The organism is Belnapia sp. F-4-1, from assembly GCF_000802185.1.
Lineage (GTDB): Bacteria > Pseudomonadota > Alphaproteobacteria > Acetobacterales > Acetobacteraceae > Belnapia.
Genome location: NZ_KN676113.1, coordinates 3,164,296 through 3,190,451 on the forward strand (window position 1 = coordinate 3,164,296; position 26,156 = coordinate 3,190,451).

34 protein-coding genes are annotated in these 26,156 nt (G+C 70.6%); 17 read left to right on the forward strand and 17 right to left on the reverse strand.

Features of this window, described 5'->3' with window-relative positions; all coding sequences use genetic code 11:
• Positions 1–22: 22 nt before the first annotated feature.
• Complete coding sequence (mltG, locus tag LH62_RS14840; RefSeq protein ID WP_369796826.1) at positions 23–961, forward strand: endolytic transglycosylase MltG; 939 nt, start codon at positions 23–25, stop codon at positions 959–961.
• A 66-nt stretch (positions 962–1,027) separates the two neighbouring features.
• Here the strand turns inward: mltG and LH62_RS30350 are convergent, their stop codons facing one another.
• Positions 1,028–1,186, reverse strand: coding sequence for a DUF6726 family protein (locus LH62_RS30350; protein ID WP_201445506.1), 159 nt, complete (start codon positions 1,184–1,186; stop codon positions 1,028–1,030).
• Between the two features lie 50 nt (positions 1,187–1,236).
• Positions 1,237–1,956 carry an ABC transporter ATP-binding protein gene (locus tag LH62_RS14845; RefSeq protein ID WP_052214509.1) on the reverse strand — a complete coding sequence of 240 codons (720 nt, stop codon included), beginning with the start codon at positions 1,954–1,956 and terminating at the stop codon, positions 1,237–1,239.
• Between the two features lie 85 nt (positions 1,957–2,041).
• On the opposite strand from LH62_RS14845, the gene LH62_RS14850 reads away from it, so the two are divergent.
• The 4 genes from LH62_RS14850 to LH62_RS14865 all read left to right on the forward strand — a co-directional run bounded on the left by LH62_RS14850 (position 2,042) and on the right by LH62_RS14865 (position 4,095).
• Positions 2,042–2,635, forward strand: a complete 594-nt coding sequence (locus tag LH62_RS14850) for an arylesterase (RefSeq protein WP_236552555.1) — start codon at positions 2,042–2,044, stop codon at positions 2,633–2,635.
• 13 nt (positions 2,636–2,648) lie between these two features.
• Positions 2,649–3,188 (forward strand): RNA 2',3'-cyclic phosphodiesterase, encoded by a 540-nt coding sequence (thpR, locus tag LH62_RS14855; RefSeq protein ID WP_144404497.1) that lies wholly within the window; start codon positions 2,649–2,651, stop codon positions 3,186–3,188.
• Between the two features lie 61 nt (positions 3,189–3,249).
• On the forward strand, positions 3,250–3,591 hold the full coding sequence (locus LH62_RS14860) for a hypothetical protein (protein WP_043362501.1): 342 nt from the start codon (positions 3,250–3,252) through the stop codon (positions 3,589–3,591).
• A gap of 36 nt (positions 3,592–3,627) precedes the next feature.
• Entirely contained in the window at positions 3,628–4,095 is a 468-nt protein-coding gene (locus LH62_RS14865) for a copper chaperone PCu(A)C (RefSeq protein ID WP_043362504.1), read from the forward strand.
• A 163-nt stretch (positions 4,096–4,258) separates the two neighbouring features.
• Here the strand turns inward: LH62_RS14865 and LH62_RS14870 are convergent, their stop codons facing one another.
• The gene (locus LH62_RS14870; protein ID WP_043362507.1) at positions 4,259–4,651 is read right to left on the reverse strand and encodes a metallopeptidase family protein; all 393 of its coding nucleotides are present in this window, start codon (positions 4,649–4,651) and stop codon (positions 4,259–4,261) included.
• Between the two features lie 55 nt (positions 4,652–4,706).
• Here LH62_RS14870 and LH62_RS14875 point away from each other — a divergent pair, with 55 nt between their 5' ends.
• Positions 4,707–4,997, forward strand: coding sequence for a 4a-hydroxytetrahydrobiopterin dehydratase (locus tag LH62_RS14875; protein ID WP_043362510.1), 291 nt, complete (start codon positions 4,707–4,709; stop codon positions 4,995–4,997).
• Positions 4,998–4,999: 2 nt separating this feature from the next.
• On the opposite strand, the gene LH62_RS14880 is transcribed toward LH62_RS14875, so the two are convergent.
• On the reverse strand, positions 5,000–5,434 hold the full coding sequence (locus tag LH62_RS14880; protein ID WP_043362513.1) for an Rrf2 family transcriptional regulator: 435 nt from the start codon (positions 5,432–5,434) through the stop codon (positions 5,000–5,002).
• A 126-nt stretch (positions 5,435–5,560) separates the two neighbouring features.
• Between LH62_RS14880 and LH62_RS14885 the strand changes: the two genes are divergently transcribed.
• The gene (locus LH62_RS14885; RefSeq protein ID WP_052214511.1) at positions 5,561–6,022 is read left to right on the forward strand and encodes an MmcB family DNA repair protein; all 462 of its coding nucleotides are present in this window, start codon (positions 5,561–5,563) and stop codon (positions 6,020–6,022) included.
• Here the strand turns inward: LH62_RS14885 and LH62_RS14890 are convergent.
• Genes LH62_RS14890 through LH62_RS14900 form a run of 3 tightly spaced genes read right to left on the reverse strand, consistent with a single transcriptional unit; the run spans position 6,009 to position 8,295 of the window.
• Positions 6,009–6,467 (reverse strand): PaaI family thioesterase, encoded by a 459-nt coding sequence (locus LH62_RS14890; protein WP_236552556.1) that lies wholly within the window; start codon positions 6,465–6,467, stop codon positions 6,009–6,011. The genes LH62_RS14885 and LH62_RS14890 overlap by 14 nt on opposite strands.
• A complete protein-coding gene (motA, locus tag LH62_RS14895; RefSeq protein ID WP_043362518.1) occupies positions 6,464–7,330 on the reverse strand; it encodes a flagellar motor stator protein MotA in 867 nt (288 codons plus the stop codon). Before motA ends, LH62_RS14890 begins: the two co-directional genes overlap by 4 nt.
• The gene (locus LH62_RS14900) at positions 7,327–8,295 is read right to left on the reverse strand and encodes a flagellar motor protein MotB (protein ID WP_043362520.1); all 969 of its coding nucleotides are present in this window, start codon (positions 8,293–8,295) and stop codon (positions 7,327–7,329) included. Before LH62_RS14900 ends, motA begins: the two co-directional genes overlap by 4 nt.
• Before the next feature lie 177 nt (positions 8,296–8,472).
• Between LH62_RS14900 and LH62_RS14905 the strand changes: the two genes are divergently transcribed.
• The 3 genes from LH62_RS14905 to LH62_RS14915 all read left to right on the forward strand — a co-directional run bounded on the left by LH62_RS14905 (position 8,473) and on the right by LH62_RS14915 (position 11,563).
• Entirely contained in the window at positions 8,473–9,426 is a 954-nt protein-coding gene (locus LH62_RS14905) for an ABC transporter permease (RefSeq protein ID WP_043362522.1), read from the forward strand.
• A gap of 13 nt (positions 9,427–9,439) precedes the next feature.
• Positions 9,440–10,351 carry an ABC transporter permease gene (locus tag LH62_RS14910; RefSeq protein WP_043362523.1) on the forward strand — a complete coding sequence of 304 codons (912 nt, stop codon included), beginning with the start codon at positions 9,440–9,442 and terminating at the stop codon, positions 10,349–10,351.
• Between the two features lie 66 nt (positions 10,352–10,417).
• Positions 10,418–11,563 (forward strand): MFS transporter, encoded by a 1,146-nt coding sequence (locus LH62_RS14915; protein WP_043362526.1) that lies wholly within the window; start codon positions 10,418–10,420, stop codon positions 11,561–11,563.
• On the opposite strand, the gene LH62_RS14920 is transcribed toward LH62_RS14915, so the two are convergent.
• From LH62_RS14920 to LH62_RS14935, 4 genes are read right to left on the reverse strand one after another with little or no spacing between them, the layout of a single operon-like run.
• Positions 11,529–12,545 (reverse strand): sulfate/molybdate ABC transporter ATP-binding protein, encoded by a 1,017-nt coding sequence (locus LH62_RS14920; RefSeq protein ID WP_043362528.1) that lies wholly within the window; start codon positions 12,543–12,545, stop codon positions 11,529–11,531. The two genes, LH62_RS14915 and LH62_RS14920, sit on opposite strands and share 35 nt — an antisense overlap.
• On the reverse strand, positions 12,542–13,351 hold the full coding sequence (cysW, locus tag LH62_RS14925) for a sulfate ABC transporter permease subunit CysW (RefSeq protein WP_052214513.1): 810 nt from the start codon (positions 13,349–13,351) through the stop codon (positions 12,542–12,544). Before cysW ends, LH62_RS14920 begins: the two co-directional genes overlap by 4 nt.
• Positions 13,348–14,166: a sulfate ABC transporter permease subunit CysT gene (gene cysT, locus LH62_RS14930; RefSeq protein WP_043362531.1), complete on the reverse strand. Its 819-nt coding sequence runs from the start codon at positions 14,164–14,166 to the stop codon at positions 13,348–13,350. The genes cysW and cysT overlap by 4 nt, the downstream gene beginning before the upstream one ends.
• Positions 14,163–15,167, reverse strand: a complete 1,005-nt coding sequence (locus tag LH62_RS14935) for a sulfate ABC transporter substrate-binding protein (RefSeq protein ID WP_082012585.1) — start codon at positions 15,165–15,167, stop codon at positions 14,163–14,165. Before LH62_RS14935 ends, cysT begins: the two co-directional genes overlap by 4 nt.
• Before the next feature lie 272 nt (positions 15,168–15,439).
• Between LH62_RS14935 and LH62_RS14940 the strand changes: the two genes are divergently transcribed.
• Positions 15,440–16,219: a TauD/TfdA family dioxygenase gene (locus LH62_RS14940; RefSeq protein ID WP_160299840.1), complete on the forward strand. Its 780-nt coding sequence runs from the start codon at positions 15,440–15,442 to the stop codon at positions 16,217–16,219.
• A 238-nt stretch (positions 16,220–16,457) separates the two neighbouring features.
• Here LH62_RS14940 and LH62_RS14945 read toward each other — a convergent pair whose 3' ends face one another.
• Together LH62_RS14945 and LH62_RS14950 are read right to left on the reverse strand one after the other, a co-directional pair.
• On the reverse strand, positions 16,458–16,874 hold the full coding sequence (locus LH62_RS14945) for a thioesterase family protein (protein ID WP_052214517.1): 417 nt from the start codon (positions 16,872–16,874) through the stop codon (positions 16,458–16,460).
• A complete protein-coding gene (locus tag LH62_RS14950; RefSeq protein WP_082012586.1) occupies positions 16,871–18,151 on the reverse strand; it encodes a thiolase family protein in 1,281 nt (426 codons plus the stop codon). The genes LH62_RS14945 and LH62_RS14950 overlap by 4 nt, the downstream gene beginning before the upstream one ends.
• Positions 18,152–18,564: 413 nt before the next feature.
• On the opposite strand from LH62_RS14950, the gene LH62_RS14955 reads away from it, so the two are divergent.
• The gene (locus LH62_RS14955) at positions 18,565–18,990 is read left to right on the forward strand and encodes a thioesterase family protein (protein ID WP_052214520.1); all 426 of its coding nucleotides are present in this window, start codon (positions 18,565–18,567) and stop codon (positions 18,988–18,990) included.
• Here LH62_RS14955 and LH62_RS28450 read toward each other — a convergent pair.
• A complete protein-coding gene (locus tag LH62_RS28450; RefSeq protein WP_052214522.1) occupies positions 18,951–19,442 on the reverse strand; it encodes a PaaI family thioesterase in 492 nt (163 codons plus the stop codon). The genes LH62_RS14955 and LH62_RS28450 overlap by 40 nt on opposite strands.
• The gene (locus LH62_RS14965) at positions 19,439–19,708 is read right to left on the reverse strand and encodes a hypothetical protein (RefSeq protein ID WP_043362533.1); all 270 of its coding nucleotides are present in this window, start codon (positions 19,706–19,708) and stop codon (positions 19,439–19,441) included. Before LH62_RS14965 ends, LH62_RS28450 begins: the two co-directional genes overlap by 4 nt.
• A gap of 568 nt (positions 19,709–20,276) precedes the next feature.
• On the opposite strand from LH62_RS14965, the gene LH62_RS14970 reads away from it, so the two are divergent.
• The 5 genes from LH62_RS14970 to LH62_RS14990 are packed head-to-tail and all read left to right on the forward strand — an operon-like array spanning position 20,277 to position 24,543.
• Positions 20,277–21,287: an ABC transporter ATP-binding protein gene (locus LH62_RS14970; RefSeq protein ID WP_052214524.1), complete on the forward strand. Its 1,011-nt coding sequence runs from the start codon at positions 20,277–20,279 to the stop codon at positions 21,285–21,287.
• 20 nt (positions 21,288–21,307) lie between these two features.
• Positions 21,308–22,567: a PotD/PotF family extracellular solute-binding protein gene (locus LH62_RS14975; protein WP_144404499.1), complete on the forward strand. Its 1,260-nt coding sequence runs from the start codon at positions 21,308–21,310 to the stop codon at positions 22,565–22,567.
• A complete protein-coding gene (locus LH62_RS14980) occupies positions 22,548–23,450 on the forward strand; it encodes an ABC transporter permease (protein WP_043362536.1) in 903 nt (300 codons plus the stop codon). The genes LH62_RS14975 and LH62_RS14980 overlap by 20 nt, the downstream gene beginning before the upstream one ends.
• Positions 23,450–24,337 carry an ABC transporter permease gene (locus LH62_RS14985; RefSeq protein WP_201445507.1) on the forward strand — a complete coding sequence of 296 codons (888 nt, stop codon included), beginning with the start codon at positions 23,450–23,452 and terminating at the stop codon, positions 24,335–24,337. The genes LH62_RS14980 and LH62_RS14985 overlap by 1 nt, the downstream gene beginning before the upstream one ends.
• Positions 24,334–24,543, forward strand: a complete 210-nt coding sequence (locus tag LH62_RS14990) for a hypothetical protein (RefSeq protein WP_201445508.1) — start codon at positions 24,334–24,336, stop codon at positions 24,541–24,543. The genes LH62_RS14985 and LH62_RS14990 overlap by 4 nt, the downstream gene beginning before the upstream one ends.
• A gap of 74 nt (positions 24,544–24,617) precedes the next feature.
• Here the strand turns inward: LH62_RS14990 and LH62_RS14995 are convergent, their stop codons facing one another.
• Both LH62_RS14995 and LH62_RS15000 read right to left on the reverse strand, forming a co-directional pair.
• Positions 24,618–25,499: a polysaccharide deacetylase gene (locus LH62_RS14995; protein WP_043362541.1), complete on the reverse strand. Its 882-nt coding sequence runs from the start codon at positions 25,497–25,499 to the stop codon at positions 24,618–24,620.
• A gap of 5 nt (positions 25,500–25,504) precedes the next feature.
• Positions 25,505–26,140, reverse strand: coding sequence for an isochorismatase family protein (locus tag LH62_RS15000; protein WP_043362544.1), 636 nt, complete (start codon positions 26,138–26,140; stop codon positions 25,505–25,507).
• Between the last annotated feature and the right edge of the window lie 16 nt (positions 26,141–26,156).

The following is a 26,156-nucleotide window of genomic DNA, read 5'->3' on the forward strand; positions in this document are numbered from 1 at the left end:
TGCCGGGGCGGCTTTCGTCGCCCTGGTTCTCCTTGCCGCGGCCGGCGCGGGCTGGGCCTGGCATCGCTTCCAGTCCCCCGGCCCGCTGGTTGAACAGGCCCAGCTTGTCATCCCCCGCGGCGGGACGGAGGCCATCGCCGCCGCCCTCCGCCGCGCCGGGGTGATCGAGGAGCCCCGTCTTTTCACCCTCGCCACCCTGGCGACGCGGGGCGATGGTCCGCTGCGCGCCGCCGAATTCGCCTTTCCCCCCGGCGCCTCGATGGCGCAGGTGCTCGACATCCTGCGCCATGCCCGCCCGGCGCAGCGCCGGGTGACGATCCCCGAGGGCCTCACCGCCCGCCAGATCGCCGCCCTCCTTGCCCGCACCGAGGGCCTCACCGGCGAACCTCCCGCCTTCGCCGAGGGCACCGTCCTTCCGGAAACATACGCCTACAACTGGGGCGACGACCGCTCCGGCCTGCTCCGCCGTGCTGAATCCGCCATGCTCCAGGCGCTGGCCGAAGCCTGGTCCGCCCGCGCCGGCAACCTGCCGCTTGCGACGCCGCGCGAGGCGCTGGTCCTCGCCAGCATCGTCGAGCGCGAAACCTCGGTGCCGGAGGAGCGGCCGCGCGTCGCCGCCGTCTTCCTCAACCGCCTCCGCGCGGGGATGCCCCTGCAATCGGACCCGACGGTCGCCTATGCCGCCGCCGACGGCGCCCCGCTCGACCGTCCGCTGAGCCGCGCCGACCTCGACCGAGACCACCCCTTCAACACCTACAAGGTAAGGGGCCTGCCGCCCGCTCCCATCGCCGCGCCGGGCGTCGCCGCCCTGCGCGCCGTGACCCGCCCTGCCGCGACGGAGGACCTCTACTTCGTCGCCGATGGCAGCGGCGGCCATGCCTTCGCCCGGACGCTGGAGGAGCACAACCGCAACGTCGCCCGCTGGCGGGAGATCGAGCGCCGCCGCGGCGCGGGCCTGTAGGGACTGCGGTCGAGGAAGGCGCTGCCCTCCTCGACCTTCACACCTCGAAGCAGCGTCTTGGGGATCCTAGTCGATCACATCGCCCACGGCATGGATCGGCGCCCCGAGCGGCTTGCCCACCACCGGCACGACGGAGATCACATCCCCCGTCACCCGGAAGGGCAGTGCCACCAGCCCACAGCCGGACAGCGAGACCGCCGCCAGCACCAGCATCAACACGCGCATCAGTCCCTCCTTCTCCGTTCGCCGCCCGAACGCATTCGGCCCGGCTCCGTTCAGCCCGGCTGGATCAGCCCGTCTTCCATCCGGAGCACCCGGTCGCAGCGCCCGGCCAGCACCGGGTCATGGGTGATGAGCAGCAGCGTCGTGCCGAGCCGCGCGCGCAGCCCGAACAGCAGCTCCATCACCTGAGCGCCCGTTCCACGGTCGAGATTGCCGGTGGGCTCATCGGCCAGCAGCAGCGGCGGCTCGGCGACCGTCGCCCGCGCCAGCGCCACCCGCTGCTGCTCGCCGCCCGACAGCTCGCCCGGGTAATGCCCCAGCCGGTGCCCGAGCCCGACATTCTGCAGGGCCTCGGTCGCGCGGGCGAAGGCATCCCGCCGCCCGGCGAATTCCAGCGGCACCGCGACATTCTCGAGCGCCGTCATGGTCGGGATCAGGTGGAAGGCCTGGAACACGATCCCGATGGTTTCCCGCCGGAAGCGCGCCAGCGCATCCTCGTCCATCCGCCCCGGCTCGCGCCCGGCGACGATGAGGCTGCCGGAAGTCGGCCGCTCCAGCCCCGCCAGCAGCATCAGCAGCGAGGTCTTCCCCGAACCGGAGGGACCGACCAGCCCCACCACCTCGCCCTTCCCGATGCTGAGATCGACCCCGCGGAGAATGTTGACCGCACCGGCCGCCCCCGCCACCTTGAAGGCGAGGCCCCTGGCGGCAATGAGCGATTCGTCCGATTTGTCGCCGGTCAGGGAGCGGGAGTGGCTTGCGATGGTGTCCATGGTGCCATGCGGGTTCCGGGATGCCAGCCGATATGGGCGCAGAAGTGCCATCGGCCTAGCGCTATCGGGTATCGGAGTATTACGGATGGGCGCGACGCCGGCCAGGGCGGCCGGTCCGGTCCGCCTCCTCGCCCTCGGCGACAGCCTGACCGCCGGCTACGGGCTGCCCCCCGGCGAGGGCTTCGTCCCGCGCCTCCAGGCGGCGCTTCAGGCCCGCGGCCGCGAGGTGCGCGTGATCGATGGCGGCGTCTCCGGCGACACCACGGCCGGCGGCCTCGCCCGGCTCGACTGGGCCCTCGCCGACAACCCGCAGGCCGCGATCGTCGAGCTTGGCGGCAATGACGGGCTGCGCGGTCTGCCCCCCGCCGAGACCCGCCGCAACCTCGCCGCCATCCTCGACCGCCTGGCCGCCCGCCGCATCCCGGTGCTGCTCTCCGGCATGCTCGCCCCACCCAACCTTGGCGCCGAGTATGGCCGGGAGTTCCAGGCGGTCTTCCACGACCTGGCGCGCGAGCGGCCCGGCCTCGTTTTCGACCCCTTCTTCCTCGAAGGCATCGCCTGTGACGCCGCGCTGAACCAGGCGGACGGCATCCACCCCAACCCCCGCGGCGTAGAGCGATTGGTTGCCCGCATCCTGCCCGCGGTCGAGACCCTGCTGGACCGAGTCACCCCTGCCTGAAGGAGTGTCCCCGATGATCCGCCTCTTCGTCGCCCTGGCCCTGCCGCCCGCCATCAAGGACCAGCTCGCGGAGCTCTCGGGCGGCATCCCCGGCGCCCGCTGGGTGCCGCCGGAGAACTACCACCTCACCCTCCGCTTCATCGGGGAGGTCGAGTCCTGGCAGGCCCAGGACGTGGACGATGCCCTCGCCAATATCCGCGCCCGCCCCTTCGAACTCTCGCTCCGGGGCTTGGGCACCTTTGAAAAGGCCGGCCGCATTAGCGCCCTCTGGGTCGGCGTCGAGAAGACCGAGGCGCTGGCCTTCCTCCAGGCCAAGGTCGAGACCGCCCTGCAGCGCGTCGGCCTCGAGCCCGAGCGCAAGCGCTTCGCTCCGCATGTCACCCTGGCCCGCACCGACCGCGCCGCGCCGGACAAGCTGATCCAGTTCGTCCAGGCGCATAACCTGTTCCGCGCCCCGCCCGTCCCGGTCGAGAGCTTCACCCTCTATTCCAGCCTGCTCGGCAAGGAGCAGGCCTTCTACGTGCCCGAGGTCGAATACGCCCTCGCCGCCTGAGGCGGGGCAGGGGGGCGCACCCGCATCGACTTTCCTTGCGGCCCCGTCTAGGGTCCGGCCGGTGACACGCCGGCCGTCCTTCCTGCTGATCGCCGCCCTGCTGCTGCAGGCGATCCTCGCCCCGGCGCATGGTCTGGCGACGGCCGGCCGCGGCCTGCCCCTTGCCTTCTGCAAGGCCGATGGCACCGGCGCGGCCGGCGGCGGCCCTGCCGCCCTGCCGCATCTTGCCGATTGCCTAGCCTGCCATGCCTTGCCGGCCGGCGCCGCGCTCGACCCGCCGCCCTTGCCGGACCCGTCATGGAGCCTCATCGGCAGGCCGGTCGCCACCGCCTTCCCGGCTTCGATCCCGCGCGTCCGCTACGGCCCGCCCGGCGGCGCCCGCGCGCCGCCCTGGCTCTCCTGATCCCCCTTCACGCCATACCGGATTCAGGAGAACCCCATGCCCATCCTTCGCCGCAGCCTGCTGGCCCTGGCCTGCCTCGCCCCCCTCCCGGCCCTCGCGCATGAGGCCGTCACCATCGGCGACATCCAGGTGACCGAGCCCTGGTCCCGCGCCGCCGGGGCGAACGGCACCGGCGCCGGCTTCCTCACCATCCGCAACGCCGGCACCCAGCCCGACCGCCTGCTTTCCGCCGCCTCGTCCATCGCCCGCAGCGTCGAGCTGCACACCCATGTCCGCGATGGCGAGGTGATGCGCATGCGACAGGCCGAAGGCGGCATCCCCATTCCGCCCGGCGCCACCGTCACCCTCCGGCCCGGCGGCTTCCACGTCATGCTGATCGGCCTGGCGCAGCCGCTGGCCGCGGGCAGCGACGTCCCGCTCACCCTCCGCTTCGAGCGGGCGGGCGAGACGCAGGTGATGCTGCATGTCGGCGCCGCCGGCGCCCGCGGGCCGGCCCATCACTGAGGGCCCGGCCGGCGCATCCTCCATGGCGGCGCCGGCCCACCTTCCCACCAAGCCGGCCGGCACGGGCAGCCCTATGGGGCGGCTGCGTCCCGAACGGCATCGCCTCCCGCGTCGCCGCCTCCGCGGCCCTTGGCGCTGCCGTCCCCGCCTCGGCGATCAGGCCCTAATTCTCCTTCTCCAGCCGGTCGATATCGGCATCTGACAGGCCGAAATGGTGCCCGATCTCATGGATCAGCACGTTCCGCACCAGCCCGAACAGGTCCTCCCCCGTCTCGATCCATTCCAGCAGGATCGGCTCGCGGTAGAGCAGGATCGTGTCCGGCTCCCGCGGCGTATCGAGCACGCTCTTTTGCGTCAGCGGCACGCCGCGGTAGAGGCCGGTGAGCTCCCAGGGCTCCTCGATCCCCATCTCCTCCAGCGTCTCGTCATCCGGCATGTCCTCGACGATGATCGCCGTGCCGCGCACCTGCTCGCGCAGCACGGCGGGCATGGCGGCGAGGGCCTGCTCGGCCAGCTCCAGGATATCCTCGAGGCTTGGCGGGGTGTTGTGGCGCATCCCCCTAGCGGAAGCTCATGCCGCCCCCAGGTCAAGCCGCCAGGAGATGACATCCATGGTCGAACCGCTCGATGCCGCCGCCCGTGCCGCCCTGTCCGCCACGCTGCCCGCCTGGCAACCGGTGGCGGGCCGGGACGCCATCCGCCGCGAATTCCGCTTCCGCGACTTCTCCGAAGCCTGGGGGTTCATGGCCCGCGTCGCCCTGCTGGCCGAGGCGCAGGACCATCATCCGGAATGGCTGAATGTCTGGAACCGGGTGGAGATCCTGCTGACCACCCACGACGCCGGCGGCCTCTCCGCCCGCGACCTCCGCCTGGCCCAGGCGATCGACGCGCTGCTCGGCTGACGCTAATCCGCCGCCTCGGCCGTCTCCTGCCGTGCTGCCTGCACCAGCTCGGCCAAGCTGGTCCGGTCGAGATCGGCCAGCATCGCCGCTTCCGCCTGGTCGAAGCGGCGCCGCAGCAGCGGCGGGATGCGCTGGCCGAGCGGGCAGGCCTGCGGGCCCCGCCGGTGCACGCGCAGCATCGCCTCCGGCGCCGGGTGGATGGCCCGCCAAACATCCTTGAGGCTGATCGCCTCCGGCGGCCTGGTGAGCATCGCGCCGCCCGGCCCGCGTTGCACGGTGATGAGCCCGGCCCGCGAGAGCTGCCCGGCGATGCGCCGCACCACCACGGGGTTGGTGCCGATGCTGGCCGCGAGGCGCAGGCTGGTTGCCCCGCCCGGGGGATCGCTGGCGACGATGGTGAGGATATGGAGGCCGACGGAAAAGCGAGTCGCTATCATGATTTATCATTGGGTAGGGCAGGCCGGCCCGGGTCGCCGGGGTCCCTTCCATCGTTTCGCTGACACCGGAGCCGTGAATTTGTGACCATTCTCCCATCAACGCCGGACTTGGCCCCGGGATGCACCTTGACGCCTGCGGAACGCACCAGCCTCGTCTGCCGGGCCACGCAGCGCTTCTGCGGCCTTCGCGGCTGGTCCAGCCTCGCCGAGATGCCGCTGCCGAACGGCCGCCGGGCGGACCTGCTCGCCCTCCTGCCCGACGGCGGCTTCGTTATCGTCGAGGTGAAGTCCTGCGCCCGGGACTTCCTCTCGGACCTGAAATGGCCCGACTACCGCGAGTATTGCGACCGGCTCTATTTCGCGGTGGACCTCGACTTCCCGCAGGCGCTGTTGCCGGAGGATGCCGGCCTGCTCGTCGCCGATGGGCTTGAGATGGCCGAGCTTCGCCCCGCCCCGGCCCACCCTTTGGCCCCCGCCCGCCGCCGCGCCCTGCTGCACCGCTTCGCCATGCTGGCGGCAGAGCGCCTTTCCGCGCTGACCGACCCCGCCGGCCGCGCCGAGCGCCGCGCCGCGCTCAGGGTTGAATAGGCACGCCCTCGGGGTCCCCGCTTCCCGCCCGGTAGCGATGGGTGGAGGCGCCGAAGGCCACCATCCGCCCCTCCGCATCGAACACTTCGGTGCGGGCGAAGAAGACGTTGCGCCCGCCCGTCATCACCCGCCCCTCGGCCACCAGCCTGCCGCCGATCGCCGCTTGGCCGGTGAAGCGGCAATCGAGGTCGAGCGTCACCGCCCGCCGCACCCGCCCCGGCACCGGGCAGAACAGCCCGGCGAAGGCGGCGGCCTGGTCGATCATCGACAGCAGCAGCCCGCCATGCACGATGCCCGAACGGTTGGCGTGGAAGGGTTCCGTCTCGCAGACCAGCCGCGCATAGCCCTCCCGCCATTCCTCGACCGTGATGCCGAGATGCTCATGATAGGGCGAATGCGCGGTGTCCATGGCCGCACCGATGCCCGCGCCGCCCGCCCCGGTCAAGCGATCTGCACCTCCTGCAGCGCCGCCTCCAGCTCCTGGAAGGTCGGCATGGAATGGCTCGGCGCGGTCTTGCGGCCGGCTTCCACCGCCACCTGCGGCGCATTGCCGTGCAGGTGGGACACGAGGACGGCGCGGATCACCTCGTAGAACTTGCACTCCTCCTCGACCACGCCCTTCAGCCGCGCCGCCATCGGCCCCATCATCCCATAGGCCAGCAGGATGCCGAGGAAGGTGCCGACCAGCGCGCCGCCGATCATCCCGCCGAGCACCGCGGGCGGCTGGTCGATGCTCGCCATGGTCTTGATGACGCCGAGCACGGCGGCAACGATGCCGAGCGCCGGCAGCGCATCGGCGATGGCCTGCATGGCATGCGCCGCGTGCATCTCCTCGTTCGCCACCTTCTTGAGTTCCCGCGCCATGATGTCCTCGATCTGGTGCGGGTCGTCGGCATTCATGCCGACCATGCGCAGGTAGTCGCAGATCATGGTGGTGGCGACCTTGTCGGCCGCGATCTTGGGGAATTTCTGAAAGGCGGCGCTCTCCTCCGGCTTCTCGATATGCGGCTCCAGCGCCATGGCGCCCTTCTGCTGGGCGAGCCGGACGAAGAAGTAGAGCAGCGCGAGGAGATCGGAATACTCGTGCTTGTGGAAGCGCGCGCCCTTGATGATCTTCCCGAAGCCGCCGAGCACGTGCTTGATGTCGTGCATGCTGTTGGACATGACGAAGGAGCCGACGGCGGCGCCGCCGATCATCATCATCTCGTAGGGCAGCGAGTGCAGGATGATGCCGAACTTGCCGCCGGCGATGATGTAGCCGCCGAACACCATGGCCAGCAGGAAGACGAAGCCGCCGATCGTCGTCATCGCGCGGCGCTCTCCGGCAGCTGCCGCAGCAGGGTGATGGCGACACGCCGGTTCGCCGCATTGGTCGGATCGCCTGGCATCAGCAGGTCGCGCTCGGCATGGCCGGTGACGCTTTGCAGCCTGCTCTCGGCGATGCCGCCCTCCACCATCAGGCGCCGCACCGCATTGGCCCGCTCGGCCGAAAGCTCCCAATTGCCGCGCTCGCCACCGCGGAAGGGCGTCGCATCCGTGTGGCCGGCGATGGCAAGGCCGTTCGGCAGCCGTGCCGCCACCCGGATCACCTGTTGCAGCAGCGCCCGCGCCCGCTCGTTCGGCGCCGCGCTGCCAACGGCGAACATCGGCCGCCGCTCGGCATCGAGGATCTGGACGCGCAGGCCCTCCGGCACCTGCTCGACGACGAGTTGGCGCGCCAGCTCCGCCAGCGCCGGGTCGTCGCGCACCGCGGCGCGGATATCCTCGGCGGCGCGCTCCAGCGCCACCCGCTCGCGCCGCGCCAGCTCCTCGCGCAGCGCCGCATCGGGGATGGCGGCGGTGTCCGGCTGCGCCGCATGCGGCACCTCGGTCTGGTCCGGCTGTGGCGGAAGGGCAGGGGAGGGCGGTGCCGCCGGCGTGTCGCCATCCTCCTCGATGTCGAGGAGGAAGGGTGCCTGCCCCCGCTCCACGCGCACCGCGCCGCTGTCGGAAACCGAGGCCCCCTCCGCATGCGGCGTCCTTCCGCCGAAGGGCTGGCCGCTGCCCGAATTGGCCCGCGCCAGCACGTTGTTCGGCGAGAAGAAGTCGGCGAGCCCGCGCCGCTGCTCCTCGGAGGTGGCGTTCAGCAGCCACATCAGCAGGAAGAAGGCCATCATGGCCGTGACGAAATCGGCATAGGCGACCTTCCAGGCGCCGCCATGATGCCCGTGCTCGCCGCCTTCCTCCTTGCGGATGACGATGGTGACGCCGCCCTTCTTGCCCTTGCCCGCCATGCCTGCGCTCCGATGGCGGCACTCTCCCCCACCTCCCCTTAATTTCCGCCTAAGCCCACGCCACGGGCACTCTGCCGCCTCCCTGGGCAGCTCCGGCCCTGCCACCGCCGCCGGTGCCCGCGCCATCCTGGCACGCGCCTTGCGTCACAGCCCCGGCAGAGACCTGGGAACCACCGCATGATCCTTTATCTGGCGCGGCGCATCGTCTACGCGATCCCGATCGCCCTCGCCGTCGGCTTCGTCTGCTTCATGCTGGTGCAGATCGCCCCCGGCGACCCGATCAACGCCATCGTCCCGCCCGACGCGCCCGCCGACGTGGTGGAGCAGGTCCGCCGCGACTACGGCCTCGACAAGCCGCTGCCGGTGCAGTTCGGCCTCTGGCTCTCGAAGGTCGTGGTCGGCGATCTCGGCCGTTCGCTCGCCACCGGCCGTCCGGTCTGGGCCGATCTCCGCAGCGCCATCGGCAACACGCTGATGCTGGCCTTCTGCGCCTCCGGCCTCGGCTTCGTCCTCGGCTGCATCCTGGGCGGCCTCGCCGGCACCTTCCGCGGCTCCGCCATCGACCGCGGCGCGACGGGCATCGCCGTCGCGGGCGTTTCCGTCCCGCATTACTGGCTGGGGATGGTGATGGTCGTCATCTTCTCCGTTCAGCTCAACTGGCTGCCGGCGATGGGCGCTGGCCCCGGCGGCTCCTCCGACTGGGGCTGGGACTGGGAGCACATCAAGCATCTCGTCCTGCCGACCATCACCCTCTCGGTCATCCCCATGGGCATCGTGACGCGCACCGTGCGCGGCATCGTCGCCGAGATCATGAACCAGGAATTCATCACCGCGCTGCGGGGCAAGGGGATGACGCGCAGCGGCATCTTCCTCCATGTCGTCAAGAACGCCGCGCCCAACGCGCTGGCGGTGATGGGCCTGCAGCTCGGCTACCTGATGGGCGGCTCCATCCTGGTCGAGACCGTCTTCTCCTGGCCGGGGACGGGCCTGCTGCTGAACAGCGCCATCTTCCAGCGCGACCTGCCGGTGCTGCAGGGGACGATCCTGGTGCTGGCGATGTTCTTCGTCGCCCTGAACCTGCTGGTCGACCTGGTCCAGACCACCCTCGACCCCCGCATCAAGCGCGCCTGAGGAGCCTGCATCGATGAGCACGGCCACCACCCCGACCGCTGCGGAAGCGGAACTCGCCGTCCAGGCCCGCCAGGCCCCCGTCCGCTCGCAAGGCTACTGGGCCGGCGTCTTCAAGCGCCTGCGGCGAGACCCGGTGACGATCGCCTGCGCCGCCATCCTGCTGCTGATGCTGCTGGCGATCGTCTTCGCCCCGCTGCTGGCGCCGCACGACCCCTACCAGGGCAGCATGATCCGCCGCCTCCGCGCCATCGGCACGCCGAACTACCTGCTCGGCACCGACGAGCTCGGCCGCGACATCCTGACGCGCCTGCTCTATGGCGGCCGCCTCTCCTGGTTCATGGGCATCGTGCCCGTGGCCTTCGCCTTCGTCATCGGCACCACGCTCGGCGTGACGGCGGGCTTCATGGGCGGCCGCGTGAACATGGCGATCATGCGCGTCACCGACGTCTTCTATGCTTTTCCCTCGGTGCTGCTCGCCGTCGCCATCTCGGGCGCGCTCGGCGCCGGCATCTTCAACGCCATCCTGTCGCTGACGCTGGTCTTCGTGCCGCAGATCATCCGCGTGGCCGAGAGCGTGACGCAGGGCGTCCGCAGCCTCGACTTCGTCGATGCGGCACGGGCCTCAGGCGCCTCGGGCTTCACCATCGTCCGCGTGCATGTGCTCGGCAACGTGCTTGGCCCGATCTTCGTCTATGCGACGGGCCTCATCAGCGTCTGCATGATCCTCTCCTCCGGCCTCAGCTTCCTCGGCCTCGGCACCAAGCCGCCCGAGCCGGAATGGGGGCTCATGCTGAACACGCTGCGCACCGCCATCTATGTCCAGCCCTGGGTCGCGGTGCTGCCCGGCGCCTGCATCTTCGTCACCTCCATCTGCTTCAACCTGCTGAGCGACGGGTTGCGCCAGGCGATGGACGTGAAGGGCTGAGCCTGCACCAACAAAGGGCTTAGTCATCCGGTTGTCTAACCATGCCGTGGGGCGCAGCCTCGCGGCATGGACGCCCCTGCCGCCGACCGCGCCTCCCGCGATGCCTCCATCGCCCTCGGCCTGACCCTGCCGACCGATACCGTCCTCTACCTGCTGCTGCCGCTCCACGCCGCCGCCTTCGGCGTCACCTTCGCCGAGGCCGGCCTCCTGCTTGCCGCCAACCGCCTGGTCCGCATCGCCGGCTATGGCTGGATTGCCCGGCTCTACGAGCAGCGCGGCCCGCGCATCGCCTGCGCCCTCGCCGTGCTCGGCGCCGCGGGCTCCTCGCTCGGCTACGCCCTGCTGCCCGGCCTCTGGTGGCTGCTGGCGGCGCGGCTGCTCTGGGGCCTTTCCTTCGCCGCGCTGAACATCGCGACCCAGGCCCTCGCCACCGCCGAGGCAGGGGGCGCCGCCCGCCGCAGCGGCCGGTCGCGTGCCATCATCGCCACCGGCCCGATGACCGGCCTCGTCGCTGGCGCCCTCATCGCCGAGGCCCATGGCCCCCGGCTCGTCTTCCTCCTGCTTGCCGGCATCGCCCTCGGCGCCATGCCCTTCGCCCTCCGCCTCCCCGGCGGCCATGGCGAGCCGGTGCGCGGCGCCCCACGCTTCGGCTTGCCTGCGCGGATCGATGTCTGGTCCTTCGTGCAGGGAATGGCGCTTGACGGTGTCTTCGTCCTCGGCCTCTCGGTCCTCGCCGCGCTCGCCATGGGAGGGCAGGGGGCCGCCCTCGCCGCCGGCCTGGCCCTGGCGCTCCGCTACGCCTCCGAGATCGCCCTCGGCCCCGCCGGCGGCGCGCTGGCCGACCGCTTCGGCGCCGCACGGATGATGATCCTGCTCTCCGCCGCCTCCGCCCTGGCGCTCGCCGCCATCGGGCTCGGCGGCGCGGGGCTCTGGATCGGCGCCCTGCTCGTCACCCTGCTGCGCGGCCTGCTCCAGCCGCTCCCGGCCCCGGTCGTCGCCGCCCGGAACCCGGGCGCCGAGCGCGTCCCGGCCCTGGCCCGCCTCGCCACCTGGCGCGACCTCGGCGCCGGCGCCGGCCCGCTGGCGGCCGGGCTGCTGCTGCCGGTCCTGCCGCCCGCCCTGGTCTATGGGATGACCGGCCTCGCCCTGCTCTGCGCCGCCCTGGCGCTGCCCGGCTTCAGGCCGGAAACACCCGCGCCGCGAGCACCGTGACGCGGCAGGCCTCCCCCCGCCGCGGCGCCCAGCCGGGCGTGGGCGTCGCCTCCAGCAGCATCCCCGCCACCTCCACCGTCAGCCGCACTCCCCGCCCATCTTGCCGCGCCGCCGCAACCCTGGCCTCGCCCGCCCCCGCCTCCGCTAGCAGATCGACCGGCCGCAGGAAGGCCACCGCCTTCCCCCCCTTCACCCCCGCGACCTCGACCGGCGGCAGCCCCTCGAACCAGGCCCTGCCTTCCCGCACCACGCAGTCGACCGGCACCGCATCGCCGAGGAAGCCCGCCACCCCCGCATCGGCCGGCGCCGCCAGCAGCGCCTCCGGCGTGTCGAACTGCACCACCCGCCCGTCGCGCATCACCGCCACCCGGTCGGCCAGCTCCAGCGCCTCGTCCTGGTCATGGGTGACGAAGAGGCTCGTCAGCCCCAGCCGGTCATGCAGCCCGCGCAGCCAGTGCCGCAGCTCCTTGCGCACCTTCGCATCCAGCGCGCCGAAGGGCTCGTCGAGCAGCAGCACCCGCGGCTCGATCGCCAGCGCCCGGGCGAGGGCCACCCGCTGCCGCTGCCCACCCGAAAGCTGATCGGGATGCCGCTCCCCCATCCCCGGCAGCCGCACCAGCGCCAGCAGCTCCTCCACCCGCCGCGCGATCTCCGTGCGTCCCGGCCGCTGCCCCCGCGGCCTGATCCGCAGCCCGAAAGCGATGTTCTCGAACACCGTCATGTGCCGGAACAGCGCATAATTCTGGAAGACGAAGCCAACCCCGCGCTCCCGCGCCGGCACGGCGGCCATGTCCCGCCCCTCGATCAGCACTTGGCCCGCATCTGGGAATTCAAGCCCCGCAAGGCTTCTGAGCAGAGTCGTCTTCCCGCTCCCCGAAGCCCCCAGCAGCGCGACGAACTCCCCCGCGCGCAGGGCGAGATCCACCCCATCCAACGCCGCCACCCCGCCATAGCGCAGATGCAACCCCCGAACCTCGATCACCCAGCCCGCTCCAGCACCGCCTTGGCGCCGAGCGTCACCAGCGCCAGCAGCGCGAGCAAGCCCGCCACCGCGAAGGCCGCGACGAATTGGTACTCGTTGTAGAGGATCTCGACATGCAGCGGCATGGTGTTGGTCTCCCCCCTCACATGCCCCGATACCACCGACACCGCCCCGAACTCCCCCATCGCCCGTGCATTGCAGAGCAGCACGCCCGAGAGCAGCGCCCAGCGGATATTCGGCAGCGTCACCCGCCGGAACATCGCCCAGCCCCCGGCGCCGAGCGTCGCCGCCGCCTCCTCCTCCGTCCGTCCCTGGTCCTGCATCAGCGGGATCAGCGTCCGCGCCACGAAGGGGAAGGTGACGAAGATCGTCGCCAGCACGATCCCCGGCAGGGCGAAGACCACCTGCACCCCGCGTTCCTCGAGCCAGGGCCCGAGCCACCCCTGTGCCCCGAAGACCAGTACATAGACGAGCCCCGAGATCACCGGCGACACCGAGAAGGGCAGCTCGATCAGCACCGTCAGCAGCCGCTTGCCGGGGAAGTCGAATTTGGCGATCGCCCAGGCCGCCGCCACCCCACCCACCAGGTTGACCGGCACTGCGATCGCCGCGACCAGCAGGGTGAGCCTGACCGCCGCCAGCGCATCCGGATCGCTAAGCGACTTAGCGACCGGCCCCCACCCCCGCCGGAAGGCCTCGGCGAACACCGCCACCAGCGGCAGCACGAGAAACAGCAGGGCGACCCCCACCGCCGCCAAGCACAACACCCAGCGCAGCCACGGCGCCTCCTCGGTTGGCCGCCTCACATGACCCCCCGCCGCAGCCTGCGCTGCATCACCCCGAAGACCAGCAGGAAGGCGAAGGAGAGGAGCAGCATCGCCAGCCCCAGCGCCGCCGCACCGGCATAGTCGTATTGCTCCAGCCGAGCGACGATCAGCAGCGGCGCGATCTCGCTCTCCATCGGCCGGTTCCCGGCGATGAAGATCACGCTGCCATACTCGCCCACGGCGCGCGCGAAGGCGAGCGCCACCCCCGAGACCAGCGCCGGCCCCAGCGCCGGCAGCACCACGCGCCGCCAGGCCTGCCACCGCGTCGCCCCCAGCACGGCGGCGGCCTCCTCCGCCTCAGGCCCCAGGTCGCGCAGCACCGGCTCCACCATCCGGACGACGAAGGGCAGGCCGACGAAGGCCAGCGCCACCGCGACACCGAGCGGGGTGAAGGCCACCGTCACCCCCATCGCCGCCAGCGGCGCCCCCAGCCACCCGTTCGGCGCATACAGCGCGGTCAGCGCCAGCCCGGCGACGGCCGTCGGCAGCGCGAAGGGCAGGTCGATCGCCGCATCCAGCACCCTTCGCCCCGGAAAGCGGTACCGCACCACCACCCAGGCGATCAGCAGCCCGAGCGGCAGGTCGACCAGCGCCGCCCCCAGCGCCGCCCCGAAGGACAGGCCGAGCGCCGCCACCACCCGCGGCTCCGTCACGCTTGCCCAGACGCCGGCCAGCCCCAGCTCCCAGGGCCGCAGCACCAGCGCCGCCAGCGGCACCAGCACGATCAGCCCCAGCCACAGCCAGGTCACCCCGAGCGCGAGGCCAAGCCCCGGCAGCGCTGACCGCCGCCTCATCGCCCCGGCTGGTACAGCCGGTCGAAGCTGCCCCCATCGGCGAAATGCGCCCGCTGCGCCTCCGCCCAACCGCCGAACTCGGCATCCACCGTCACCAGCGGCAGGTCGGGGAAGCTGGCCCGCGCCGTCGCCAGCGCCGCCCGGTCGCGCGGCCGGTAATGGTGTTGCGCCGCCAGCGCCTGCGCCTCGGCCGAATAGAGATGCTGCAGATAGGCCTCCGCCACCGCCCGCGTTCCCCGCCTGTCGACATTGCGGTCCACCACGGCCACCGGCGGCTCGGCGAGGATGGACAGGCTCGGCACCACGATCTCGAACTGCCCCTCGCCGAATTCCGCGAAGGCCAGATGCGCCTCGTTCTCCCAGGCCAGCAGCACATCGCCCTGTGCCCGCTGGGCGAAGCTGGTGGTCGAGCCGCGGGCGCCTGCATCGAGCACCGGGACATTGCGCAGCAGCCGCCCGAGATACTCCGCCGCCGCCTGATCGCCGCCCTGCCGCCGCGCCCAGGCCCAGGCCGCCAGGTAATTCCACCGCGCCCCGCCGGAGGTCTTGGGGTTGGGCGTGACGACGCCGACCCCCGGCTTCACCAGGTCGCCCCAGTCGCGGATGCCCTTCGGATTCCCGCGCCGCACGAGGAACAGGATGGTGCTCGCATAAGGCGCGCTGTTGTCCGGCAGTCGCCGCTGCCAGTCCCGCGCGATCAACCCCCGCTCGGCAATCGCGTCGATGTCGTAGGCCAGGGCGAGGGTGACGACATCCGCCGCCAACCCGTCGATCACCGCCCGCGCCTGCCGCCCCGACCCACCGTGCGAGGTGTTTACCCGTACCGCCTGGCCCGACTTCTCCCGCCACCACTGTGCGAAGGCGCCGTTATAGGCCCGGTAGAATTCCCGCGTCGGATCGTAGCTGACATTCAGCAGCGGTCCCCCGCCCTGCGCCCGCGCCGGCGCGGCGAGCCCCAGGGCGAGGCCGGGCAGCACCCGGCGGGCAAGACGGACGGACATGGCGGCCTCCGGCTGATGTCTGGCCCATGATTAACAATCTCTGATCGGTGAATTCAACCAGCTTCTGCCAGGTTGAACGCTTCATCGTGACGGAATCATCCTTGCGTCCCGTCGTGCAATGTCCATTATATCCATCATGGATCGTGGATAATCGCCATGGCCGACAAGAGAGAGCGTGGAATGCAGCGGGGCCAAAGCCAGGGATGCGGGCGAATGCGCTGTCGAGGCTGACGCGCACCCATCCCACTGACCCCTACACCCGGACGCCCGCCATGCAGATCACCCCGCTTCACCCCGCCTTCGCCGCCGAAGTGACCGGCCTCGACCTTGCCGCTCCGCTCGACGCGCCGACGCTCGAAGTCCTGCACGATGCCTTCCTCGAGCATGCCGTGCTGCTCTTCCGCGGCCAGCGTCTGAGCCCCGAGGCGCAGGCTGGCTTCGCTGCCGGCCTCGCAGCGGTGGAAGCGCCTCTCCTCGACCGCCGCAGCATGCTCCTGCCGCCCGCGCTTCGCGTGGTTGCCGGCATCCCCGAGGGAGAGGCCCCTCCCGGCGCCGCCTGGCACGCCGACCACACCCACGAGGCGGAGCCGAGCCTCGCTTGCCTCGCCCATGCCCCCGCGGCCGAGGCCACCGGGATCGCCTTCGCCGACCAGCGCGCCGCCCTTTCGCTGCTTCCCGCCGGCCTCCGCCGCCGCGCCGAGGAGCTGCGCGCCGAGCACGCCCATCACGGCCGCCTCGCCGAGCACCCGGTCGTCCGCAGCCATCCGGTGACGGGGGAGGGGGCTCTCTTCGTCAATCCGGCCTTCACCCGCCGCATTCTGAACCTGCCCGCCGGCGAGAGCGCCCGGCTGCTTGCTGCCCTTTTCGCCGCCGCGACCGCGCCCGCCGTCACCTGGCGTCATGCGTGGCAGCCCGGCGACCTGATCCTCTGGGACAACCGCACGGTGCTCCACACCGGCGCCCCGGCCGATGCTCTGCAGCGCGTCCGCATCGAGGGCGATCGCCCCTTGGGCCTCGGCGTCCTGGAGATGCCCTGGGTCATCGCCGGCTGAGTCGTTGCATTTCGGTGCGCTTCGGGATATAGGATTGCCCGCCTAATCCCAAGCCGCGCCTTGCACCAGCAACGCCGCCTCAACCCCTGAAACCCTAAAATTCTGGCGCTTGGCCCAGTCTTTCCAGAGACTTGGCCTGAGCCAGCATCAAGTTTTTAAATTTCCTGAACTGATACCGGTCCAGGCCGGGTTCCGGCCTGGCGGATGGAGCTTGGGGAAGGCAGCGCCTTCCCCAACACTAACCTTGTAGCTTCAGGCGTACCTCCTCCGGCATCGTCACCGCCCTCAGCCCCTCGCCCTCATCCCGCCCCCAGATGCGCGTCTGCTCGCCCTCGGCGACCAACGTCCCATCCGCCAGGAGAAACCGATGCGCCAGCCGGAAGGCCCGCCCGCCCGTGAAGGCGGGCGGCGCGATGCTGTGCGTCAGCATATCGGCGAAGCGTGCCGGCGCCCGGAAGGTGCAGCGCAGATCCACCAGCGGCGAGCCGCGGAAATGCGGATCGGCCTCGGCCATCGCGGCGAAATCCACGCCGCCCGCCCGGGCCATGTCGGTGAAGCCCTCATCCATCCAGCGGATGAAATTGGCATGGAAGACGATCCGCGCCGGATCGCAATCATTCCAATGGACGAGGAAGCTTCGGGTGAACTCGCTCAAGCGACTTCGACCAGCACCGCCATCCCCTGCCCACCGCCCGCGCAGGCGCCGGCGATGCCGCGCTTCAGTCCCCGCCGCTTCAGCTCCATCGCCAGCGACAGCACGCAGCGCACGCCGGTCGCCGCCAGCGGATGCCCGAAGGCGATCGCCCCGCCATTCACGTTGAACCGGTCATGCGAGACGCCGAGCGCGCGCCGGACCGCCTCGGCCTGTGCCCCGAAGGCCTCGTTGATCTCGAACAGGTCGATATCCGCGATGCTGAGCCCGAGCTTCCGCGTGAGCGCGATCGCCGCCGGCACCGGCCCGATGCCCATTACCTCCGCCGGCACCCCCGCCGCCGCGGCGGCCACGACGCGCCCGAGCGGCACCGCCCCGCCTTCGCCCGCCGCCTTGGCCGTCGTGACGACGACCGCCGCCGCCCCATCGACGATGGCGCTGCTGTTGCCCCCCGTCTGCACGCCGCCGAAGACGGGCTGGAGCTTCGCCAGCACCTCGATAGGCGTCGGCCGGACATGGCTGTCGGCCGAGACGGCATCGACCTTCTTCGGCAGCTTCAGCCGTCGCGGCTTCAGCCCCGGCCCATCAAAGACGGCCTCGGTGACGGGCGCGATCTCGTCGCCGAACCGCCCCGCCTTCTGCGCCTCCAGCGCCCGCGCGAAGCTCGCCGCCGCATAGGCATCCGTCTCCTCGCGGCTGATGCCGTGGAGCCGCGCCAGGTTCTCCGCCGTCCCGCCCATCGCGGTTGAGCAGCCCGTGTCGTACAGCGCCTCCCACAGGAAGTCCTTGAACTCTACCTGCCCGAGCCCGAACCCGCCGCGCGAGGTGAAGCTGGCGACCGGCGCCCGGCTCATGCTTTCTGTCCCTACGGCGAGTGCGACATCGACCTGCCCCGTGCTGGTCGCCCGCGCCGCCTGGGCGATGGCCTCGAAGCCGGTGGTGCAGAGCCGTTGCACGCCATGCGCCGGCCGGTCGTCCGCCATCCCGGCATAAAGGCCGATATGGCGGGCGAAGAAGAGCGCGTCGAAGCTCGCCTGCGTGCAGTTGCCGGCGACGGTGGTGCCGATGCGCTTCGGGTCGATCCCCGCCCGCGCGATCGCCGCCCGCGCCGCATGGATGCCGAGATCGGTCGGCGAGATGGCGGCCAGCGCCCCGTTGAGGTCGGTGAAGGGCGTCCGCGCCCCGCCGGCGAGAACGGCGTCGGCGAAGGTCTCGACCATGGCGCCGGCGGCGTAGCGCGCCCAGTCGGGCGCCTCGGAGACGGAAACAGGAGCATTCATGGCGTCAGCACCTCCGCATCGTTGTTGTCCGGGGCCGCTCGAGATCGGCGGTCCGGCTATTGGGCGAACCCTTTGTCCGTCGCCTCCCCAGCGTCGAGGGAGGGCGGCTCCAGCAGCACCATCGCACGGACGACCCGGCGCGAGGAACCACCCCCTCCGCCGCAGGCTGCCGGGCGCCCAGGCCGCCATACAGGCCACCGCCTGCGCCGCGAGGCGGAGCAGCGCATGGTGCAGCAGGGCATGGGGCCGGCACTTGCCGCTTTGCTCCAGCAAGCCTCCCACCCATATCCATGCCTGCGGGTCGCGCGGGCTGGAGGCCGGCGTGGAGGAGGCGCCCAGGGCGCTCGGGCGCGAACATGGCATCGACTGGCCCTCCCTGCGCGGCCAGATGCGCGAGCAGGGACGCTATCACGTTGAGACCTACCGAGGCCTTCACCCATACCCGCCGCGTCACCTGGGGCGAGACGGATGCGGCGCGCATCGCCTACACCGCGCGCTTCCTCGATTTCGCCATGGAGGCGGTGGAGCGCTGGTTCCAGGACCGGCTCGGCACCGGCTGGTACGAGATGAATGTCGATGAGGGCATCGGCACGCCCTTCGTCCATGTGCAGATGGATTTCCGCAGCCCGGTCACGCCGCGCGACACGCTGGCGAGCACGGTGCGGCTGGCCCGCCTCGGCGGCTCATCCCTCCGCTTCGCGGTCACCGGCCGCGTCGGCGAGCGGCTGGCCTATGAGGCGGAGCTGGTCTGCGCCTTCGTCGACACCGCGCGGATGAAGCCGATCCCGGCGCCCGAGCGCTACCGCGCCGCGCTGGAGGCGGAGGCCGCAATCGGCTGAGCGTCCAGCAGCCGCGCGATCCGGTCGAAGCGCGGGTCCGGGTCGCCGGAATGGCGGAAGGTGCCGCTGGCGCGCAGCACCGGCTCGCCCTCCGCTGTCACCAGGCACTGGCCGAAGAGCATGCCGCGCGTCACCTTCAGCACCTCCGGCCGTGCTTCCACCCAGGCGCCGATGCGCGCCGGGCCGATGAAATCGGTCGCCAGGCTGACGGTGACGAGGAACCTCCTCAGCCGCGCCATGTGGTTGCAGCCGCCGGTCAGCACGATGTCAGCGAAGGCGGCCAGCATGCCGCCATGGCAGAGCTCCATCGGGTTGCAGTGGCGCAGCTCGACGCGGAAGCCGAGCAGGATGCCCTCGCCCTCCGGCTTCACCCAGAAGGGGCCGACCAGGCTGTTGAAGATGGGCAGCGCATGCTCCGGCAGGCGGAGATAGCCGGGCGGCGCGGGGCTCATGCGGTGGTTTCCCGTGGCAGCCCGCCGAGCAGTGCCTCGAGGCTTGCCTCCGGCGCCGGGCCGGCCGTGTCGATGAAGAGGTCTGCCCTGGCATGCAGCGTCTCGCGGCTCGCCAGGATGACGCGGAGGCCGTCCATGGCGCGGCGGTTGTCGCGCGACAGGCGCCGCAATGCCTCGCGCTCCACCGTGCGCTCCGGCCGCTCGCCGGGGGCGGCAGGCAAGGCGGCGCTTCTCGGTTCGGCATGGGCACGGCCGGGCGTGGTCACGGCGAGACTGCCTGCGTCGCTTTGTTCTGCTTCATAACAATGCCCTGCAAGGGGAGGCGTGCCCGGCAAGGCCCGAAGTCCTGCCGTTCATCCCGCCGAAGCAGGCAAAGGCCATGACCATGGCGGATTACGGCTCGGCACCGCGGCTGGCAAGCGGAACAGGAGGAGCATGCGCGCCAGCCGTCACCCGCCGCGACCTCGTCGCCGGCAGCATCGCCCCGGCCGCCGCCGTGGGCAGGCGGCGGAGGGTTCAGGGCCGGTCCGGTCATGGAGGTCATACCGGCCGACCGGAAAGGCGGGACCGGTTGGCACCTCATCACCGACGACGGTGCCTTCCGCCATGCGCTGGGACGCGTGCCGTCTTGCCGCGACCCTGGAGGCCGGCGGGGCCTTGCGGCCCACGGACCGGGGCGGTGGTCCGCTGAGACGCACAAAAGAGCGGCGGCATGATACCTCCTTGGGCAGGTTCGGTCTGGCTGCGGCCTGAATCCCCCTCGCGGCTGCTTGAAGCAGGGGGCGTTTCTGCCGCAGGCTCCAGGGCGAGGGGGACCTTCGCCTGCCTGATGCCATGCTCCTGCGCACCGGCCAGACCAGCCGCGGCGCCATCGAATTCATCAAGGTGACCAAGCGCTTCGGCGGTTCGGTCGCCGTGGATACGCTCGACCTGAAGATCGCCGCCGGCACCTACTGCTGCCTGCTCGGCCCCTCCGGCTGCGGCAAGACGACGAGCCTGCGGATGCTCGCCGGACATGAGCGGCAGAGCGGTGGCGACATCCTGCTCGACAATCACGAGGTCAGCGGCCTGCCGCCGGCGAGGCGCGGCACGGCGATGATGTTCCAGTCCTACGCGCTGTTCCCGCATCTTTCCTGCCTCGACAACGTCGCCTTCTCGCTCCGCATGCGCGGCGTGGCGAAGGCGGAGCGCCATGCCAAGGCGCGCGAGATGCTGCGCCTCGTCGAGCTGGAGGCACTGGCGGACCGGCTGCCGGCGCAGCTTTCGGGCGGGCAGCAGCAGCGCGTGGCACTGGCCCGCGCGCTGGTGACGAACCCTGCGGCGCTGCTGCTGGACGAGCCGCTCTCGGCACTCGACCCTTTCCTCCGCGGCCGGGTGCGGGCCGAGTTGAAGCGCTTCCAGCGCGAGCTCGGCATCACCTTCGTCCATGTCACCCATAGCCAGGACGAGGCGCTGGCGCTGGCCGACCTCGTCGTGCTGATGAAGGACGGGCGGATCGAGCAGCAGGGCACGCCCTTCGAGGTGTTCGACGCCCCGCGCACCGCCTTCGCCGCGCGCTTCATGGGCGGGCACAACGTCATCGCGCTGCCTGCCAACGGGCTGGTCGCGGTGCGGACGGACCGGACGCAGCTGCGGCCGGCCGGCGAGGGCGTGGTGCGGGCGACGGTGCGCGGCGTCGAATACACCGGCACGGGCTTCGCCGTGGCGCTGGCCGGCCCCGCCGGTGAGGACTGGCAGGCGCTGGTCGGCGAATCCGCGCTGCGCGCCAGGCCGCTCGAGGCCGGCGAGGCGGTCGGCCTCGGCTGGGACGAGCAGGATCTCCGCTATCTGGCGGACGGGACATGACGGACAAGGAGAATCCAGGCATGGACAAGCCCATTCGCGCTGGCCGCCGCCAGCTTCTGCAAGGCGCGGCAGGCCTCGCCGCGGCCGGCCTCGCCGCCCCCGCGGTGCATGCGCAGGGTGCGGTGACGCTCCGCTATGTCGGCACGGCGGTGAACCAGCACGCCGGCATCAAGGAGAAGGTACGGCAGGATCTCGGCATCACGCTCGAATACATCCCCGTCACCTCGGACGACGTGGTGCGGCGCGCGGTGACGCAGCCGAACAGCCTCGACATCCTCGATGCCGAATACTGGATGCTGAAGAAAATCATCCCCTCGGGCAACCTGATGGGCATGGATGCCAGCCGCATCAAGCTGGTCGATGAGATCAGCACCGTCTTCACGAAGGGCGAGGTAGCGGGGAAGAAGATCGGCGACCAGGGCACGGCGCCGATCAAGGTCAGCTACATGCCGGCGCGCGATGCCAAGACCTTTGCCCCCGGCCAGACCCAGTGGCTGACGCTGATCCCGACCACCTACAATGCCGATACGCTCGGCATCCGCCCGGACCGCGTGGGCCGGCCGATCGAGAGCTGGGCGGAGCTGCTGAACCCGGAATTCAAGGGGAAGGCGAGCATCCTCAACATCCCCTCCATCGGCATCATGGACGCAGCGATGGCGGTGGAGGCGATGGGCCGGCACAAATACGCCGACAAGGGCAACATGACCCGCGCCGAGATCGACCTGACGATGCGGGTCTTGACCGAGGCGAAGCGCGCCGGGCAGTTCCGCGCCTTCTGGAAAGACTTCAACGAGAGCGTCAACCTGATGGCCTCGGGCGAGACCGTGATCCAATCGATGTGGTCGCCGGCGGTGACGGCGGTGCGCAGCCGCGGCATCCCCTGCACCTACCAGCCGCTGAAGGAGGGCTACCGCGCCTGGGCCGCGGGCTTCGGCCTGCCGAAGACGCTGAGCGGGCGGAAGCTCGATGCCGCCTACGAGTTCATCAACTGGTTCCTTTCCGGCTGGGCCGGCGCCTTCCTCAATCGGCAGGGCTACTACTCCGCCGTGCTCTCGACCGCCCAGAAGAGCATGGAAGCCTATGAGTGGGACTTCTGGATGATGGGCAAGCCGGCGGCGCAGGACATCAAGGCGCCCGACGGCACGGTGATGGAGAAGGCCGGCAGCGTGCGCGACGGCGGCAGCTTCGATGCGCGCATGGGCGCCGTCGTCTGCTGGAACGCCGTAATGGACGAGAACGACTACATGGTCAGGAAATGGAATGAGTTCATCGCCGCCTGACCGCCGCCCAATGGGCCGTCCGGTGGCGCCGCTGCTCCAGGCGGCGCCATTGGCGCTGGTGCTGCTGCTCTTCTTTGTATTTCCCCTGCTGGCCACCGCGGTCGTCAGCCTGTGGAATTACACCGAGTACTCGCTGGTGCCGGACGTCACGTCGCGCAATTACGTCGAGATGTTCGAGGGCTGCTCGGACTTCTCGGAAGGGCTTTGCACGACCTTCGGCACCTATCTCTCGACGCTCCGGCTCTGCGCCATCGTCTGGGCGGTGACCACGCTCTTCGGCTTCGGCATCGCCTATTTCCTCGCCTTCCATATCCGCTCGGACACGGTGCGGATGGCGCTCTTCCTGGTCTGCACGGCGCCCTTCCTCACCTCCAACGTCATCCGCATGATCTCCTGGCTGCCGCTGCTGGGGCGGGAGGGGGTGGTGAACCAATTCCTCGTCGGAACCGGCCTCGTCGATCAGCCGCAGGACTGGCTGCTCTTCTCCGACTTCTCTGTCGTCCTCGCTTTCGTCCACCTCTACACGCTTTTCGTCACCGTCCCCGTCTTCAACAGCATGATGCGGATCGACCGACGCTTGCTGGAAGCCGCGCAGGATGCCGGGGCGAGCGGCTGGCAGACGCTCCGGCATGTGGTGATCCCGCTGACCAAGCCGGGCCTGGTCATCGGCTCCATCTTCGTCATCGTGCTGGTGATGGGGGATTTCGTGACGATCGGCGTGATGGGCGGCCAGCAGATCGCCTCCATCGGCAAGGTAATCCAGGTGCAGATGTCCTACCTGCAATTCCCGGCGGCCGCGGCGCAAGCGGTGGTGCTGCTCGGGCTGGTGCTGCTGGTGATCGCGGTCATGACGAAGCTCATCGATATCCGGCGGGAGCTGTGATGGACGAGGATCGCCGCCCGCTCTCCTTCTGGCTTCTCGGGGCCTTCTTCCTGCTCTTCGTCGTCTTCCTTTACGGCCCGACGCTGACGATCCTCGTGCTCTCCTTCCAGGGGCCGGAGGGCGGGCTGACCTTCCCGCTGCGCGGCGTCTCGACCCATTGGTACGAGATGCTGTGGCGCGGCGCCGGCGTCATCGACATCTGGGCCTCCTTCCGCCGCTCGCTCAGGCTCGGCATCGTCGTCATGGTGCTGACGACGGTGATCTCGCTGCTGGCCGGCTATGCCTTCCGCCGGCGCTTCCCTGGCCAGGGGCTGCTGTTCAACCTGACCATCGCCAGCCTGATCGTGCCTTCCATCGTCGTCTCGCTCGGCATTGCGCTCGAATTCCGGCTGCTGGACGATGCGGTGAAGGCCTTTGCGGAGGAAAACGGGGTCGAGTGGCTGAGCGAGGGCTATGCCACGGCGATGGGCCTCTTCACATCCGGGTTGGGCGCACATCTCACCTGGACCTTGCCCTTCGGCCTGCTCATCATGTTCGCCGTGTTCAACCGATTTCCCAACAACCTCGAGGAGGCGGCGCGCGACCTCGGTGCCTCGCCCTGGCAGGTCTTCCAGCATGTGGTGCTGCCGCTGGTGGCGCCGAGCCTGGTCGGTGTCGCGCTCTTCGGCTTCACCCTGTCCTGGGACGAGATCGCGCGGACCAGCCAGGCGATCGGCGATGCCAATACCCTGCCGCTGGAGCTCCAGGGCCTCACCAGCACGGTGACGACGCCGGAGATCTACGCGCTCGGCACCGTCGTCACCGGCGTCTCGGTGCTGGTGATCGCGCTGGCTTTCCTCGGCGTCTCCATGGCCCGGCGGCGGGCGGCGAAGCGGGTGCTCGGATGACGGCGGAAGAGTTGCTGCGCGCCGCCCGCGAAGGCAACGCGCTGCCGCCGCTCAGCGGGCCGTTGCAGGCCCTTGCCGCCGATGCCCGCGGCGACTGGGATGGGGCGCACGCCTTCGCCCAGGACGGCGAGGATGCGGAAAGCGCCTGGGTGCATGCCTACCTGCACCGCAAGGAGGGCGACCTCGCCAATGCCGGTTACTGGTAAAATCGTGCCGGCCGGGTGAAGCCGGCCGGCACGCTCGAGGAGGAATGGCTGGCGATCGCCCGCCACCTCCTCGCTCAGGCGGGCTGAGGCGAGCGGCGCCGGAAGTCCTGCGCCATCTCCTCCAGCGTGACGAAGCGCACGCCCGGGTGCTTCAGCATATGGGCGATGAGGCGTTCCAGCATCATCAGCACCTGCGGCCGGCCCGAGACATCCGGGTGGATGGTCATCGGCACCACGGCATAGTCGTACTCGCGGTAGATGAAGTCGAAATGGTCGCGCCAGATCTGCTCCAGCGCATGGGGCGAGACATAGCCGTGGCTGTTCTGGAACTTCTTGATGAACATCATCGGCGGCAGGTCGTCGAGGTACCAGGAGGCGGGAATCTCGACGAGTCCGGTGGTTTGGCCCTTCGTGAAGGGCCGCATCCAGCTTTCGGCGGGCTGCGCATAGTCGATAGGCGTCCAGCCGTCGCCGGTGCGGACGTAGTAGGGCGTGCAGTCGTGGTGCATCAGCGAATGGTCGTAGGCGATGCCGCGCTCGACCAGGATCTCGATACTGGTCGCGCTCACCTCCCACCAGGGCGCGACATAGCCGACCGGCTTCCGCCCCCAGTGCTTCTCGATCAGGCTGATGCACTTGTCGAAGATCGCCTCCTCCTGCTTGCGGCTGAGGGCGAGGGGGTTCTCATGGCTGTAGCCATGCAGGCCGATCTCATGGCCGGCCTTCGCCACCATGTCGGTCTGCGCGGGGAAGCTTTCGATGGTATGGCCGGGGATGAACCAGCTCTGCGTCAGGCCGAAGCGCTCGAATAGCCGCAGGATGCGCGGCATGCCGACCTCGGCCGCGAAGACGCCGCGGCTGATGTCGCCCGGGCTGTCCTCGCCCATGTAGCTGCCGAGCCAGCCCGCCACCGCATCGCAATGGATGCTGAAGGCGCAAAGAATTTCCTTGGGCATGTCCCCTATCCCTTGTCGTTGGCGCGGGCCCAGCGCTCGATCTCGCCGATCGCCGTGGCCGCGTGGATGATATCGGCATAACGCCGCTCGACATCCTTCAGGTTCTGCTCATGCGCCGCCAGGTCGTGGTCGCCGACGCAGTCGCGGGCGACCATCACCCGGAAGCCGAGCGAGAAGGCATCGATCACGCTGGCCCTGACGCAGCCCGAGGTGATGCAGCCGGCTATCACCACCGTATCGGCCCGCTCCTTCGTCAGGATGGCCGCGGCGGGCGTGGCGAAGAAGATCGAAGGCGCCGACTTCATCAGCACCACATCGGGCGCGGCGGCGGCAATGCGGGGGTCCAGCTCCACCGCCGGCGTCCCGGCCAGCAGATCGAAGACCGGCGCCGCCTTCCAGTACGGCGCGGCGCGGGGGCTGTCATAGCCGTTGACACAGGCGATGACGGGCAGGCCGGCGCGCTTCGCCGCCTGCATCAGCGGGACCGTGGCCGCGACGGCAGCCTCCACCATCGGCGCCCCGGCCATGGGAAAGGCGGGATCGGTGAAGCCGCGCTGGAAGTCCACCACCACGACGCCGATCCGGGTGCCGAAGCCGATGGGCCGGCTGCCATAGCCGCGTGCCGCATAGATGTCGCTCATGGGTCCCGCCTCGCCG